Genomic DNA, 15,577 nt, shown 5'->3' with positions numbered 1-15,577 from the left:
CGCTATTATCTATCCTTTTTTGATACAAATCGCATGGGAAGTCAAGCGTTAATTTTGCTTTGAACGGATACATGTGTGAACGTTACCTTATTTTTTCTCAATACAGAATAAATAGTCAGAATAGTAAAATAATGAAGTGGGACACTAAAAAATGTAAGGTAGGGGAGAGCATGAAAGGCTATTCAAAAAAAGTGTTAGTAGGGGTAAGTTTTGCTAGTTTAATGTTAGGTAGCTTGCAAGGAAACATATCGGCGGAAGATAGTAAGGGAGCGCAAGCTTCTTATCGAAATGTGCTCAAAATGGAGCCAGTTGGTGTACAACTGCCAGTGCAAGAATTAGCTCATTCATCGAAAGTGCTAGAAAATAAATCTTTTGAGAAAAGGCTACAATTTGCTGATTTATCGCAAAGACCACCTGAAGTAAAAAAGGAAAGTAAGCAATTAGCTGTAGCGAAAACTTATACAATTGCTGAATTAAATCAATTAAGCAATCAGCAGTTAGTAGATTTACTTGTAACAATCGATTGGGAGCAAATTACGGGGCTATTTCAGTTTAATAAAGACAGCCTTGCATTCTATCAAAATGATAGTAGGATACAGGCGATTATTGATAAATTGAAGCAGCAAGGACAAACGTATACGAAGGATGATTCAAAGGGGATTGAAACATTAGTAGAGGTATTGCGATCTGGGTTTTATTTAGGGTTTTATCATACAGAATTAAGCAAATTAAATGAGCGAAGCTACCATGACAAGTGCTTGCCGGCATTAAAAACGATTGCGAACAATTCAAATTTCAAACTCGGTACGTTAGAACAAAATAAAGTTGTATCATCATATGGAAAAATAATAGGAAACGCTTCTAGTGATGCGGAAACGATTTCATCGGCTGCGAATATTTTCAAACAATATAATGATAATCTTTCTACATTTATAGATAATCGTTCAGCAGGTAATGCAGTGTACGATATTATGCAAGGTGTAGATTATGATATTCAATCGTATTTATATGACATGGGAAAAGCGCCGAAAGATACACTATGGTATCAGAAAATAGATAGTTATATTAATGAGTTAAGTAGATTTGCGTTAATGGGAACGATTACAGAGAAAAACGGATGGCTTATTAATAATGGCATTTATTATATAGGTAGACTCGGTACATTCCATAGTACAGGGACGAAAGGGCTGCAAGTTGTAACAGATGCGATGAAAATTTACCCATATTTAGGTGAGCAATATTTCGTAGCAGCTGAGCAAATTTCAACGAACTATGGCGGAAAAGATGCAAATGGTAAAGTGGTTGATTTGGACCAAATACGAGAAGAGGGTAAGAAAAAATATTTGCCAAAAACGTATACGTTTGATGATGGTGCAATTGTTTTAAAAGCTGGAGATCAAGTGACTGAGGAAAAAGTAAAACGGTTATATTGGGCGGCAAAAGAAGTGAAGGCTCAATTCCATCGTACGGTTGAAAGTGACCAACCTTTAGAAAAAGGGAATCCAGATGATGTATTAACGATGGTTATTTATAATAGCCCAGCTGAATATCAATTTAATCGTCAATTATACGGATATGAAACAGATAATGGTGGTATGTATATAGAAGGAACAGGAACGTTCTTTACTTATGAACGTACACCAGAAGAGAGTATATATAGTTTAGAAGAGTTATTCCGTCATGAGTTCACGCATTATTTACAAGGTAGATATGAAGTGCCGGGACTTTGGGGACAAGGTAAATTCTATGAAAATGAGAGGTTATCTTGGTTTGAAGAAGGGAATGCTGAGTTTTTTGCAGGTTCAACGAGAACTGATAATGTTGTACCAAGAAAGAGCATTATTGGAGGATTATCTTCAAATCCAGCCGAACGTTATACGGCAGAACGGACGTTAAACGCAAAGTATGGAACGTGGGATTTTTATAATTATTCCTTTGCCTTACAATCGTATATGTACAATAAGAGATACGATATGTTTGATAAAGTTCATGACCTTATTAGGAAAAATGATGTAACAGCATATGATGCATACCGCTCTGCTTTAAGTAAAGATGCGAATTTAAATAAAGAGTATCAAGACTATATGCAAATGTTAGTAGATAATCGTGAGAAATATAATGTGCCACTCGTGTCAGATGATTATTTAGCAACTCACGCACCGAAACCAGTTTCGGACATTGTGGCAGAAATTACAGCGGAAGCGAAATTAAATAATGTATCGGTAAAGAAAAATAAATCACAGTTCTTTAATACATTTACACTGCAAGGAACGTATACAGGTACTGCTGCAAAAGGAGAAAATGAAGACTGGAAAACAATTACGCAAAACGTTAATGATACGTTAAAACGTTTAAGTGCGAAAGAATGGACAGGCTATAAAACAGTAACAGCTTATTTTGTGAATTATCGTGTGAATGCATCAGGACAGTTTGAATATGATGTTGTGTTCCACGGCATTAATACAGAAGGAGAAGGTGCAGCGAATAAAGCGCCAGTTGCGGTTATTAATGGTCCGTATAGTGGAAATGCGAATGAAGCAATCTCGTTTAAAAGCGATGGATCAAAAGATGAAGATGGGAAAATTGCTTCTTATAAATGGGAGTTTGGCGATGGTACTGTAAGTAGTGAACAAAATCCAACTCACGTTTATACAAAAGAAGGAACGTATACAGCGAAATTAACAGTAACAGACGATAAAGGAGCAGCTAATACTAATACAACGAGTGTAACTGTTCAAAAGAAAGAAGATAACAGTGTAGAAAAAGAGCCGAATAATTCATTTAAAACAGCGAATAAACTGCAGTTAAATCAATTGTTACGCGCTAGTTTAGGAAACGGTGATACAAGTGATTACTTTGAAATAAATGTAGAAACTGCGAAAAACCTTCAAATTAATGTAACGAATGAAAATAATATCGGAATAAACTGGGTTCTTTATTCAGAAGCAGATTTAAATAATTATATTACGTATGCTCAGCCGCAAGGGAATAAATTAGTAGGCAGCTACTATACGTATCCAGGAAAGTATTATTTACATGTGTATCAGTATGGCGGGGGAACAGGGAATTATACGGTAGAAGTGAAGTAGTAAAAGGGGCGCCTGTGAATGGCGTCCCTTTTTTATTATGCGTTATACCCGAATAATTTTAGTTCTTCTTCTGAGTCTGAAATTATCTTCTCAAATCGTAAACCTACTTTTTCTAAAAGCTTTCCTGAATCAGTGTTATCTATAGAAGTAATTGCTACAATTCGTTTAAGACCTAGCTCATTTGTTCCATACGCTATTACCGCAGAAGCAGATTCGTAGCCGTATCCTTTTGAACGGAATTTTTCTGAAAACGCAAAGCCGATATCAACGTCTTCTAATGAATCTCTTTTAATAAGACCGCACATACCAAGTGGCATGAGATCTTCTTTTCGTTCTACTAGGTAAAGGCCGAATCCAATTGTGTTATACATAGCGACCGGTCCATTTACAATATAGTTTTTTGCGTCTTCTAAGTTTCTAACCCCTTTATCACCGATAAACTGAATCCATGCAGGATCGTTTACTAACTCGAGAATAAACGGAGCATCTTTTATATCCAACCAACGAAGATTGAGGCGTTCAGTTTCTAAAACTATCAATCTATTGCACCACCTTTAAAAGTTATAACAATTAGTATGGAGTGTGTAAAACAAAAGTGCAACATATTTTAATGGAGCTTTACTTGTTCACATAAAGTTCGATTGTTTTGCATAGAAGGATATTTTATAATTAGGATGGATTGTAAAGAGTGAGATACTTATACAATGACTCCTAGGCAACTAGGAGTTTTTACTATATAACTATCATTATTACTAAATATGACACACTACACATTCTACTTAAGGAGGTACATAATGAAAAAATTATATAATGCATCGTTTACTTATTTGATTATCGGTTTATTATCAGGGATTTTTGCTAGGGAGTATGGAAAGTATAAAGGGATTTTAGGATCTACACTATTAAATCTTTTGCATACGCATACACTGGTACTTGGCTTTTTCTTCTTTTTAATTGCTTTAGGATTAGCAAAAGTATTCGCTTTTCATGAAGTGAAAGGATTTAATAACTGGTTTATTTTACATAATATCGCATTAACTTTAATGTTAGGTTCGCTGGCAGCGAGAGGTCTTCTTCAACTAAATGGAGCGAAATTTAAAGGGTTAACTTATATTGTAGGATTCTCTCATTCTATGATGGCATTTACTTTAGTTTGGTTTATGATTTTATTGAAGAAATCGTCTAAAATATAGTTTTATAAAAAAGAACTTGTAGGGAATACTGCAAGTTCTTTTTTATATATAAAATTACAGGAGTCTCACTATTCTGATTATTTTGTATAAAAATGGTATAATTAATGTGGCGTAAATAATATAAAAGGAGAGTACGTAATGGAAATAACAATTGAACGTTTAGTAAATGAATTAAAGGATGTACTTCCTGAAGATCAAGTAGTGGTTAATAAGACAGTTAGAGAGTTACATAGTAAAGATGAATCTTACCATACTAGTAGTTTGCCGGATGTAGTTGTGTATCCGAAAACGGCTGAGGAAGTTAGCGAGATTATGAAAGTAGCGAGTCAGCATGGAAAGGCTGTCGTTCCATTTGGAGTAGGCTCCAGTTTAGAGGGCCATATAATTCCTTATGAAAAGGGGATTACGGTTGATTTTTCATTAATGAACAAAATACTTGAAATAAGAGAGAAAGATTTTCTTGTGAAAGTACAACCAGGAGTGACTCGCTCTCAGCTCAATAAAGAATTGAAAAAGTACGGTCTGTTTTTTAGTGTAGATCCAGGTGCAGATGCAACATTAGGAGGCATGGCTGCTACGAATGCGAGCGGAACGACAGCGGTTAAGTATGGCGTAATGCGTGATCAAGTTCGTGATTTAGAAGTGGTACTTGCTGATGGACAAGTGATACATACTGGCAATTTAGCGGCGAAGTCATCATCAGGTTATCATTTAAATGGTATTTTCGTAGGATCAGAGGGTACGCTTGGATGCTTTACAGAGCTAACAGTAAAAGTATACGGCATACCAGAACATGTTATGGCTGCGAGAGCATCGTTTCCAACTATAAATGATGCAGTAGAAGCTGTTATTAATATACTGCAAGCTGGCATCCCAATTGCGAGAATAGAACTTGTTGATGAACTATCTATGAAACAAGTAAATCATTATAATGAAACAAATTACAGAGAAGAACCAACACTGTTTTTAGAGTTTCACGGAAATGAAGCAGGTCTAACGCAAGATATCGAGTTTACGAAGGAAATTGTTTTTGATCATAAATGTAAAGAAGTTGCTTTTGAAACTGAAACTGCGGCAAGAAATAAATTATGGGATGCAAGACATAACTTAGCTTATTCTTACGTTCATAGTTATCCTGGTAAAAAACTAATGAGCACGGATGTTTGTGTACCAATTTCAGAATTATCTGGCGCAATACAACATGCGAAAGAGACATTAGATAAAGTTGGTCTTGTAGGTGGTATTCTTGGCCATGTAGGAGACGGGAATTTCCACGTACTCTTAATGATTGATCCAAATGATAAAGATGAAGTGAAAAAAGCGGATGAAATAAACGAAAGTATTGTACTGTATGCTCTTAAGCGTGGCGGAACGTGCACAGGAGAGCACGGCGTTGGAATAGGGAAGCAGAAGTATCAAGAAGAAGAACATGGGGCTGCGCTTTTAGTAATGGAAAAAATAAAGAAAGCTCTTGATCCGCAAAATATTTTAAACCCGAATAAAATTTTTAAGTTAAAAGATAAGGAATGATGAAGTTTGGAGAAACGAATTATACATTTTGAAGGATTGGTCGTCTTATTAGCTGCGATTTATATATATGCATTATGTGGATTTAGTTGGTTATTATTTATCGTATTACTTTTTACGCCTGATTTAGCAATGGTGGCGTACGCTATTAACAAACGTGTCGGTGCACAAATTTATAATCTATTTCACACATATATCATATCAATATTACTTGTTTTAATAGGGGTCTATTTAAAGATGGATACGATTTTAATGGTTGGTTTAATATGGACAGCACATATTGGGATGGATCGAATGCTTGGATATGGATTAAAGTATGAAACTGATTTTAAGGATACGCATATTCAGAGGTTATAAAAGTGATTTAAGAAGGATGGATCAATTGAAACGATTTATTACTATTGAGAAATATAATACACAATGGGAAAGTGAATTTTGTAAATTACAGACGTTGATTAATAACGTAATGGGAGAACTCATTTTTTCTATAGAGCACGTTGGTAGTACATCCGTTAAAGGGCTTGCTTCTAAACCAATATTGGATATAGATGTTGTAATAGAAGATTATGAGGTTTTTCCAAAAGTAATAAAGAGGCTTGAAAATATAGGGTATTTTCATCAAGAAGAGTGGAGTTTTAAGGGGAGAGAGGCTTTTGGGAGAAAGGATCAATATGTTCCGAGGGATGGAAAGAATACAATTTGGATGGAACATCATTTATATGTATGCGATAAGAATAGTGACGAGTTAAGAAGACATGTAGAGTTTCGTGATTATCTTCGTGGAAATCCAAACGTTGTTATTGAATATGGGAAGTTAAAGAAAGAATTAGCAGAAACGGCGGAAAATAGAGCAAGTTATAGTTTGGGGAAAACGGAATTCATTAAAGGTGTATTAGAAAAAGCCATGAAGGGTAGTTAAATAGAGGAGCTTGTATCAATAAAAAGTTGACTAAGGTGGCAGAAATCATTTGATGCCACCTATTATTTTTGAAACAAAGGTTTTACTATATGAACTGCCCTTATAAAACAATTATAATCTGTCCCTGCCAAATAATAAATCACATAAATATAATTAGGAAATAAGAAGATAAGAAAAGAGGGCGTTTATGTATATACCAAAACATTTCACTATACAAGATGAAGAGACGAAGTACGAAATTATTGAACAAAATAGTTTTGCAACTTTATTTTCTCAACATAACGGAGATCCATACGCAACGCATTTGCCGTTATTGTTAGATCGGGAAGCACTTACTTTATATGGCCATTTTGCACGTCCAAATGAGCAGTGGAAAGATAGTGGGAATAAGCAGGTGTTAGCTATTTTTCAAGGGCCACATAGTTACATCTCTCCGTCATGGTATGAAACAAATAAAGCAGTACCAACATGGAACTATGTTGCGGTGCATGTATATGGTGAATTAGAAATTGTTGAAGATGAACAGGAATTAATAGATTCACTTCAAGATTTAGTACATAAATATGAAAATCCAAAGAGCACCTACTCACTGAATGATGTAGATCCGAATTATATGGAAGGATTAAGTAGGGGAATAGTTGGGTTTAGAATAAAGATAAATAAAATAGAAGGAAAAGCGAAGTTAAGTCAAAATCATTCTGTGGAAAGAAGAAAGTTAGTTGTAGAAGAACTTGAGAAAGTTGGGAGTGAGGGGAGCAGGGGGATTGCTGATTTGATGAAAGAAATAGAGTGAGAGATTTCATGTGAAGCAAAGGGATATTTCTATTTTTGTAGAAATATCCCTTTGCTTGAAAGAAAAATGCCTCTGTAGCTCTAGAAGCGGGTCGCAAGGCAAAGGTTTCAGAAGCACCGAAAAGCAAATAAGCTGAGATAGGTGAAATTCCTATCGGTGAAATTTCGTAGGGAAGCGTGTTCCCCTTAGCTTATGCTTACGAAAGGAGTGCGGGTTCGAATCCCGCCGGAGGCATAGCGTATTAGAGGAATGGGATATCAATTCGGAATTGTATTACTTTATTAAGTGTTGTAATAATAGGTGGTTTAGTATCTCTTGCGCTACCATTTGTTTATTAAAAAGTACTCGATACATCAACAAAATAAGCGCATTTAAAACGACCTTCTTAATCGAAGGTCGTTCATTTTTTTGGTATTAAAATGTTTTTTCAGCAGTTGTTGGGTTGTAGTCTTTACTAACATCAACTGATTGAACAAAATCAGGTCTTTGTGGTGCAGGAAGATCGGCATGACTTGCTTGATATGTAAATGAACTATTTATTCCAATAGACACAATACCAATAACAGATAATCCTAAAACGAGAGAACTAATTTTTTTAATCATTTTAGAGCTCCTTTCTCAAACGTTTTTTCTTTTGCTTGTAACGCTTTATGAAAATATTCACTCGCCTTTATATGATTATTTTCATCATAAAATTTAACAGCTAGTTTCTCTGAATACTCTTGAGTGTAGTTATATAAAGATTCTTTGTCGAAATAAGTAATTCCTTCAAGAATAATTTTTTCTAGATCTTCAGTTGACTCATTATTGTTAAATGAATTTAAATTTTTAAAATGAAGTATATATTCTTCATTATTTAGTTCTGTACAAACTTTTAATCCTTTTTTAATAAGTTCTTCAGCAATATTTATTTCACCAAGTTTAGAATGTTCTCTAGCTTGTAAAAAGGTCGCTTTAAAATGTGTAGGTATTTTTGTTGTAACTTCTGATAAATGTCGAATTGCTAGAGGAGAAAGGTTTTGACTTGCATAGAGCCAACCTAGATTATTGCGAACACTTAAAACTAAAGCATTTTCGTTGAATTTTTGTAAAATAGAAAGAGCAGAATTGAATTTTTCCTCTGCTTGTTCATATTGTTTTAAAAATACACATGAAGAACCAATTATGTTGTCACAAAGGGCTAATTTTATTTCAAATCCTTTTTCAGTAATGAAAATTTCTCTGGCTTTTGTTGCTTGCTGAATTGCTTCAATAGGTTTATAAAAATGTTGATTAAAGATAGCGAATCGATAATTGAATTCGGCTTCCTCTAGTTTATCTGAAATATTGACTAATAGTTTCTCTGCCTTTTCATAATGTTTACTCGCTAAGTTATAATTTGTTGTTAAAGTAGCATAAATCGCTTTAAACAAATTATAGTAATAAGAAAGTGGATGATTAGATGAGATGGAATAAGAATCTATCTTATCAAAACTATCTTTTGTAATACTTAAACTAGCTGTTAAAATTTTATAGCGAAAATCTAGTAAGGAATAGTATAATGCTAAATTTTCGTCTTCTTTAAAATGTAGTTCCTTTTCCTCAATTTCATGCTTTAAATTCGTCGCCTGTGAAACATCTTGCTTTAGCATAGCTAAATACCAATCATTAAATAGTTTTGTAATTTGTTCATTACCTTGTAGTTGAACGTTCATGAAATCCCCTCACTTTTTGAATATTCTTATAAAATATATTATCAAAAATAATAATATTTAGAAATGGGGTTTTATATTTCTCAATATTTGTTTAGTGGATTTATTATTAAACAAATTGGAATAAAGTTAGTTTTGTTCTTTAGTTTAAGGGAGGGGAGTGTGGAATATAGTAAGGATAACTATAAGATGCTTCAGTCTGTCTTTTTAAAAGGGAAGTGTATAAAAAAGGTGTGTTCATACAATTTGTATGAACACACCTTTTTTATGTTAAATAATCACGTCCCACAAAAAGTACGATAAGGGCGATTCGTCGGCGCTGGAGGCGTGCAGTAATCCGCTTGTTCTTGAGAATATTCATAAGGATTTGCTAAAGCTTGAAGAAGTTTCTCCATAACGCTATAGTCTCCATCTTTAACAGCTGCTTCTAGTGCTTCTTCTATTTTGTGGTTTCGAGGGATGATTACTGGGTTGTTATTTTTCATTAATTTGTATGCATCATCTTTCGATTCTTTTTGTTTTTCTAACCGAGATTGCCATAGCTCGTACCATTCTTTAAATTCGGGACTTTCAAATAAAGGTGTATTTTCTAATGTAGTGTCAGTTAATGAACGGAATGTATTTGTGTAATCTGCTTTATATTTTTCCATTGCTTTTAAAAGTTTCTCAATAAGTGATTGATCTTGCTCTTCATTGCTAAATAGTCCTAATTTCTTCTTCATTCCGAGGAACCAATTGTTTTCGTACTGCACGCTAAACTTTGAAATTTCATCTTGTGCAATCTTTAGCGCTGCTTCTTCATCTTCGTGTAGAATCGGCATTAAAGATTCGGCTAATCGTGCAAGGTCCCATGCAGCCATATACGGCTGATTTCCATATGCGTAGCGACCTTGGACATCAATAGAGCTAAATACTGTTCCTTGGTCATAACTATCCATAAAGGCACAAGGGCCATAATCAATCGTTTCGCCGCTAATCGTTATATTGTCAGTGTTCATTACGCCGTGAATGAAGCCGACGAGTTGCCATTTTGCGATAAGGCTTGCTTGGCGTTTAATGACTTCTTGAAGCAATGCAACATATGGATTTTCAGTAGATTCAATTTCTGGATAATGTCTCTTTATCGTATAATCAGCTAAAGCTTTGAGATCCTCGATTGAGCCGCGAGCAGCCGCGTATTGGAATGTTCCAACGCGTATATGACTACTTGCAACTCTAGTTAAAATTGCCCCAGGTAACTTTGTTTCACGATAGATTGGTTCGCCAGTTGAGACTACTGCTAAACTGCGAGTAGTTGGAATATCAAGCGCGTACATCGCTTCGCTAATAATATATTCACGTAGCATCGGACCGAGTGCAGCGCGGCCATCACCACGGCGCGAATATGGAGTTGGACCGGAACCTTTCAATTGAATATCAAACCGTTCGCCTGAAGGAGTAATTTGTTCTCCAATTAAAAGGGCACGACCATCTCCTAACATGTTGAAGTGACCAAATTGGTGCCCAGCATACGCCTGAGCTAGTGGATGAGCTCCTTCTGGAATAGTATTACCAGCTAAAATGGCAATTTCAGCGTCCTTTTTTAGTTCCTCAGGATTAAAACCAAGAGATATTGCTAATGAATGATTTAATTTAATTAACTCCGGTGAACGTACAGGAGTTGGGGGGATTTCAGTGAAAAATGATTTTGGAAGGTCGGTATAGCTACTCTCTAAATTCCAACCAGCTTCGTTTTTATTAGTCATCGTATCTCCTCCTTTTTGTGTATTTTTGAAATTTGAATTGTAATTGGTTTTTAATTATTTTCTTGTACTTATATGTATTCTGTGTGAGGTTAATTAAAAATATTATACGTTTATTTTGAAAGATCCCCTTGAAATCTATTGTAAGGACTTCATTACATTGTGTCCATAGAAAGTCTATACTACGCTTCTGCTTACAAGAGAAATACAAAAATATTACAAAGTAAAGAAAAAAGTTGTCAATTTGTGGATAATATTGTTATTATATGTAACGAGTTTTAGTTTTTTGTGTTAGAATTATACACATAATTCCTAATATCTGAATATACTCTTATGAATTCTCATGCGTATTAGAAGGCGGGGTGAGAATGATGGATGCAAAAACCAAGTGTTTTATACAGAACCTAAACGAGAAATTGCAATTTTGTACATACGAGCTTGTTAAACTAAAAGACTGTGGAGAAAAGGAGCAGGTTGAGAAAGAGCTGCAAACGATCTTATCAGATATCGAGAACATGATTCATTTAACAGAACTTTTTATGTTAATAGAAGCAAAAGAAATTTTTGAATTTTAATTCCTATATTTACCAACTTTTGTTAGAAAAGATGATATACTTACAATAGTTGGGATACCATCAGCAACATTACCTCATTAACCCCACACTGATGGTATCATTATAAATATATTTATTAAAAAGGATGCGAATCATGGAAAATTACGAATGCAAAAACAGAGAAAACATTCTTGAACAATTCAATTTGACGACTCCCATTTTCCAAGCATTGGGCGATGTAAATCGGCAACAAATTATCATGATTTTACTTAAAACCGATGGTTTAAATGTAACTCAAATAACAGAACAAATGTCAATTTCTAGACCTGCAGTATCACATCATTTAAAAATATTAAAGCAAGCAGAATTGGTTAGACCAAAGAAACACGGAAAAGAAGTATATTATTCTTTGACAACTAGTAATTTCGTTATTTATATGAAAGAATTAGTATCTGCGATTGAAGCAGGATATTAATTTTTTTACATAACATGTTTATAAGTTTGAACCTGTAAACACGAAACTTACACATTTAACTAAATAGGAGGTACAAAGATGCAAAATCAAAACCAATCAAACAAGATTTATTTCTTACTTCTACTAGTTCCTTTGTTTTGGGGCGGTTCCTTCTCGACAGCTGAACATGTTGTAACTGAAATCCCGCCATTAGTCGCAGCTACTCTTCGTTTCGGTATCGCAGGTGTCATCCTTATGGTGTATTTAACAATTAAATCGGAATGGGATATGGATTCTATCAAGAAAGGATGGAAAGGACTATTACTCGTTGCGTTAACTGGTATTTTCGGCTATAACGCTCTATTCTTTTTAGGTGTACACTATACGTCCGCTATCAATGGTTCATTAATTATTGCAACCATGCCAATCTTCGTTACACTAGGTTCGATTCTTTTTTTAAATGAAAAATGGAACAGTAAAGTCGGAATCAGTTTAGTACTATCTTTAGTCGGTGTTATTATCGTGATTACAAAAGGATCTCTTGATATGTTACTTTCCTTAGCATTTAATGTTGGGGATTTATTGTTTTTAGCAGCTCTAGCATGCGGCGTTATATATGGTTTAGTAGGGAAAGCTGTCATGAAAGACGTTTCACCATTATTTGCTACGACAATAATGACTGTTATGGGTTCTGTTTTCCTAGCAATCTCTTCCTTATATGAAGGGGGTTGGGACAAAGTACCTAGTATGTCTGCACAAAGCTGGTTAGAAATGTTTTATATGGTTGTATGTGGTACGCTCGTTGGATATATTATTTTCAATAAAGGTGTAGAACAAATCGGGGCGAGCAAAGCGAGCATGTATCTGAACCTTACACCAATCGTTACGACTTTAATTTCTGTCGTATTCTATGGTTCTGTCATGAGTTGGAAAGAAGTAATCGGTATGTTATTTGTATTAATCGGTGTATATATCGCGACTGCAAAATCGGCAAATCAAAGCAAGAAAGTGGCTTTAAATGATTAAAGGAATAGGCATCGATATTACAGAGATTGAAAGATGGAAGAATAAAAAAGCACTTCAAAAGCTATTTACAAAGCAAGAAGTACTGTGGGCAAAAGAAAATTACATCAATTATTCTATTATGTGGTGTATCAAAGAAGCGACAGTAAAGGCAATCGGTACTGGCTTTCAAAAGAACACCATGTGGAAAGATATAGAGATAGTAAACATTGATGGAAAATACGAAATACATTTTAGCGCAGCAGCAAGACAAACCTGTCACATTACGGCAGAAGATCAATTTCATATTGATGTGACAAGAAACAGTACGAATGTGATATCACAAGTAATTTGGACTGATACTCATTTTGCGTAATTAATCTACTATTATAATAGAAGGAAATGAACAAAAAACCTATGCATGGGCATAGGTTTTTTCTTATCAATCTAATTAACTTAAAGTCAATGCATCATTCATTCTCCGTATCTCATTTCTATCGTTGGTTCCATTATAACGAGGTTTTTTGATAAAAATACACAAAAAACCCGAATCATGGGGCTTTTTTAAGTGTCCATCCATGATTCGGGATACAGTTCATATAACGAAGGCCCTTTTTGTTTTTTTTTTCCTTTTATTCATACACAGTCCTCATAGTTGTAGATGTATAAAAGGAAAAAGTAATTTGGGGCGTAATCTATCTATATGATAATTCAAAATGAAATATAAGTCTATATTTTTGTTTTTTTTTTGATTATATTTATGTCACTGAGCTCAGAAGAATATATGCGGAGGGAAAATATATGAAATCGAAACACGTACCAGTTTTAATTGTTGGAGGGGGATTATCAGGATTAGCGTCTGCGTTATTTCTTGGAAAACAGAACATTGAGTACTTACTTATTGAAAGGCATCCGTCTACTGCAATTCATCCGAAAGCAGGCGGGATTACTTTTCGTACGATGGAGTTATTTCGAGCATTAGGTCTAGAAAAAAGAATTCGATTAGCTGGTAAAGCATTAGAGAATTGTCGCGGGAGAATTGCGGTTCAAACAATAGCTGAGGTGAAGAATGAAGAGTTGGAACAAATGAAGGCCACTCAGAACGAGAATGATGAAAAGTCAATTCGTAAAGTGGAAGAGATTAGTCCATCAAAACAAACTGCTTGTTATCAAATTACTTTAGAAGAGATGATGCTGCAAGAAGCACAGAGATTAGGCGGGAAGCTATCTTTTTATCATGAACTAGTTTCTTATGAGCAAAATGGAAACGGAGTAATAGCAACGATTCGAAATCGTAAAACGAAAGAAGAGAGCATGATTCATTGTGATTATGTAATTGCAGCAGATGGGGCGAAAAGTAACATACGTGAAGAGTTAGGGATTTTAACCGAGGGCCGTGGTACGATCGGTGGTTATTATATGAACATATATTTTGAAGCGGATTTGAGTGGATTTATAAAAGGAGACGCATTTGGTTTTACTATGATACTACATCCAGAAGTAATTGGTGCGCTTATTCCAGTCGATAACGTGAGTAAATGGATTTATCATGTAGCTTATGATCCAGTAAAAGGGGAGCGACCAGAGGATTTCTCTATAGAACGCTGTAAACAAATTATTCAAACGGCAATTGGAAGCACAAATGTTGAACCAGAAATATTAAGTGTTTTACCGTGGGAAGCAAGTGAAAGTACAGCGATAAAATTTCAAGATAATCGTATTTTTTTAGTTGGTGATTCTGCACATATTATGCCGCCAACAGGAGGATTTGGTTCAAATACGGGAATACAAGATGCGCATAATTTAGCTTGGAAGTTAGCTGCTGTTATAAAAGGGAAAGCAAATCCAAAATTGTTAGCAACGTATCATGAAGAGAGATATCCTGTTGCAAAATTAACGACGGACCATGCGAGTAGTATATTATTTCGTGCTGCGGGCAGAGATGAAAGTAATTTGAGCAATATGGATAGTTTAGCTATCACTGCTGGTTATCAGTATTGCTCAGAGGCGATTATAGATGAATGTACCACTCCTCATAGAATGGATATAGTAGATTTGAACGGACGCCCGGGAACGCGTGCGCCACATTTTTGGGGAACTTATGAAGGGAAGGAAGTTTCTATACTTGATTTATTCGGTAGCAACTTTGTGTTACTTACTGGGACAGAGTCTAGTGATTGGACTGAAGCTGCACATGTTGTTTCATCTCGATTAGGAGTAAATATAAAAGTGTACCAGGTTGGTTTAACTGGAGATTTTATTGATCAAAGTAATAATTTTAGTGAATTATATGGGATAGAAAACGGAGGAGCGGTAGTAATAAGGCCAGATGGATTTATAGGATGGCGTACGGAAAACGAGGTCTTAAAGCCGAACGAATTACTTGAAGACGTAATGAACAATTTATTGTGTAATTAAACAAGAAGCACCGCCTATACTTCACAAGCGGTGCTTTATAAAAATCCACTTTTAGCTTACTAAGTTTTTCAGCGGTGAGTTTATGTAAAAGGAAAAGAGCGTTAAAAATGTAAACTTTTTATGAAGAAAATATAAAGAAATGTCGGATGAGTGACATTTTTTTTTAATATGCTGTATAATCAATAAAGAAATGAG

At 34.8% G+C, this 15,577-nt stretch carries 15 protein-coding genes; 11 read left to right on the top strand and 4 right to left on the bottom strand.

The window, feature by feature from the left end; all coding sequences use genetic code 11:
• Nucleotides 1-170: 170 nt before the first annotated feature.
• Complete coding sequence (gene colA, locus FT637_RS22165) at nt 171-3,089, top strand: collagenase ColA (RefSeq protein WP_193648137.1); 2,919 nt, start codon at nt 171-173, stop codon at nt 3,087-3,089.
• 35 nt (nt 3,090-3,124) lie between these two features.
• Here the strand turns inward: colA and FT637_RS22160 are convergent, their stop codons facing one another.
• A complete protein-coding gene (locus tag FT637_RS22160; RefSeq protein ID WP_193648136.1) occupies nt 3,125-3,628 on the bottom strand; it encodes a GNAT family N-acetyltransferase in 504 nt (167 codons plus the stop codon).
• 255 nt (nt 3,629-3,883) lie between these two features.
• On the opposite strand from FT637_RS22160, the gene FT637_RS22155 reads away from it, so the two are divergent.
• The 5 genes from FT637_RS22155 to FT637_RS22135 all read left to right on the top strand — a co-directional run bounded on the left by FT637_RS22155 (nt 3,884) and on the right by FT637_RS22135 (nt 7,521).
• Nucleotides 3,884-4,282 carry a DUF2871 family protein gene (locus FT637_RS22155; RefSeq protein ID WP_193648135.1) on the top strand — a complete coding sequence of 133 codons (399 nt, stop codon included), beginning with the start codon at nt 3,884-3,886 and terminating at the stop codon, nt 4,280-4,282.
• Nucleotides 4,283-4,420: 138 nt separating this feature from the next.
• Nucleotides 4,421-5,812, top strand: coding sequence for an FAD-binding oxidoreductase (locus FT637_RS22150; protein ID WP_193648134.1), 1,392 nt, complete (start codon nt 4,421-4,423; stop codon nt 5,810-5,812).
• 6 nt (nt 5,813-5,818) lie between these two features.
• Complete coding sequence (locus tag FT637_RS22145) at nt 5,819-6,166, top strand: DUF4260 domain-containing protein (RefSeq protein ID WP_193648133.1); 348 nt, start codon at nt 5,819-5,821, stop codon at nt 6,164-6,166.
• Nucleotides 6,167-6,191: 25 nt separating this feature from the next.
• The gene (locus tag FT637_RS22140; RefSeq protein WP_193648132.1) at nt 6,192-6,728 is read left to right on the top strand and encodes a GrpB family protein; all 537 of its coding nucleotides are present in this window, start codon (nt 6,192-6,194) and stop codon (nt 6,726-6,728) included.
• Nucleotides 6,729-6,915: 187 nt separating this feature from the next.
• A complete protein-coding gene (locus FT637_RS22135) occupies nt 6,916-7,521 on the top strand; it encodes an FMN-binding negative transcriptional regulator (RefSeq protein ID WP_193648131.1) in 606 nt (201 codons plus the stop codon).
• Nucleotides 7,522-7,935: 414 nt separating this feature from the next.
• On the opposite strand, the gene FT637_RS22130 is transcribed toward FT637_RS22135, so the two are convergent.
• From FT637_RS22130 to FT637_RS22120, 3 genes are all read right to left on the bottom strand, one after another.
• Complete coding sequence (locus FT637_RS22130) at nt 7,936-8,124, bottom strand: Phr family secreted Rap phosphatase inhibitor (RefSeq protein WP_016091949.1); 189 nt, start codon at nt 8,122-8,124, stop codon at nt 7,936-7,938.
• Nucleotides 8,121-9,215, bottom strand: coding sequence for a hypothetical protein (locus FT637_RS22125; RefSeq protein ID WP_193648130.1), 1,095 nt, complete (start codon nt 9,213-9,215; stop codon nt 8,121-8,123). The genes FT637_RS22130 and FT637_RS22125 overlap by 4 nt, the downstream gene beginning before the upstream one ends.
• A 275-nt stretch (nt 9,216-9,490) precedes the next feature.
• Nucleotides 9,491-10,957 carry a protein adenylyltransferase SelO gene (locus FT637_RS22120; RefSeq protein ID WP_193648129.1) on the bottom strand — a complete coding sequence of 489 codons (1,467 nt, stop codon included), beginning with the start codon at nt 10,955-10,957 and terminating at the stop codon, nt 9,491-9,493.
• 365 nt (nt 10,958-11,322) lie between these two features.
• Between FT637_RS22120 and FT637_RS22115 the strand changes: the two genes are divergently transcribed.
• The 5 genes from FT637_RS22115 to FT637_RS22095 all read left to right on the top strand — a co-directional run bounded on the left by FT637_RS22115 (nt 11,323) and on the right by FT637_RS22095 (nt 15,382).
• Nucleotides 11,323-11,529 (top strand): hypothetical protein, encoded by a 207-nt coding sequence (locus FT637_RS22115; protein ID WP_227493911.1) that lies wholly within the window; start codon nt 11,323-11,325, stop codon nt 11,527-11,529.
• 133 nt (nt 11,530-11,662) lie between these two features.
• A complete protein-coding gene (locus FT637_RS22110) occupies nt 11,663-11,983 on the top strand; it encodes an ArsR/SmtB family transcription factor (RefSeq protein ID WP_000432919.1) in 321 nt (106 codons plus the stop codon).
• 78 nt (nt 11,984-12,061) lie between these two features.
• Nucleotides 12,062-12,988: a DMT family transporter gene (locus FT637_RS22105; protein ID WP_193648128.1), complete on the top strand. Its 927-nt coding sequence runs from the start codon at nt 12,062-12,064 to the stop codon at nt 12,986-12,988.
• Nucleotides 12,981-13,340 carry a 4'-phosphopantetheinyl transferase superfamily protein gene (locus FT637_RS22100; protein WP_090813960.1) on the top strand — a complete coding sequence of 120 codons (360 nt, stop codon included), beginning with the start codon at nt 12,981-12,983 and terminating at the stop codon, nt 13,338-13,340. Before FT637_RS22105 ends, FT637_RS22100 begins: the two co-directional genes overlap by 8 nt.
• A gap of 425 nt (nt 13,341-13,765) precedes the next feature.
• Entirely contained in the window at nt 13,766-15,382 is a 1,617-nt protein-coding gene (locus FT637_RS22095; protein WP_193648127.1) for an FAD-dependent oxidoreductase, read from the top strand.
• Nucleotides 15,383-15,577: the final 195 nt, after the last annotated feature.

Origin of the sequence: Bacillus cereus (assembly GCF_015071065.1) — a bacterium.
GTDB classification, from domain to species: domain Bacteria; phylum Bacillota; class Bacilli; order Bacillales; family Bacillaceae_G; genus Bacillus_A; species Bacillus_A cereus_BA.
Note: the sequence above shows the minus strand (reverse complement) of the source record. Positions and strands in the feature narration are given on the sequence as shown.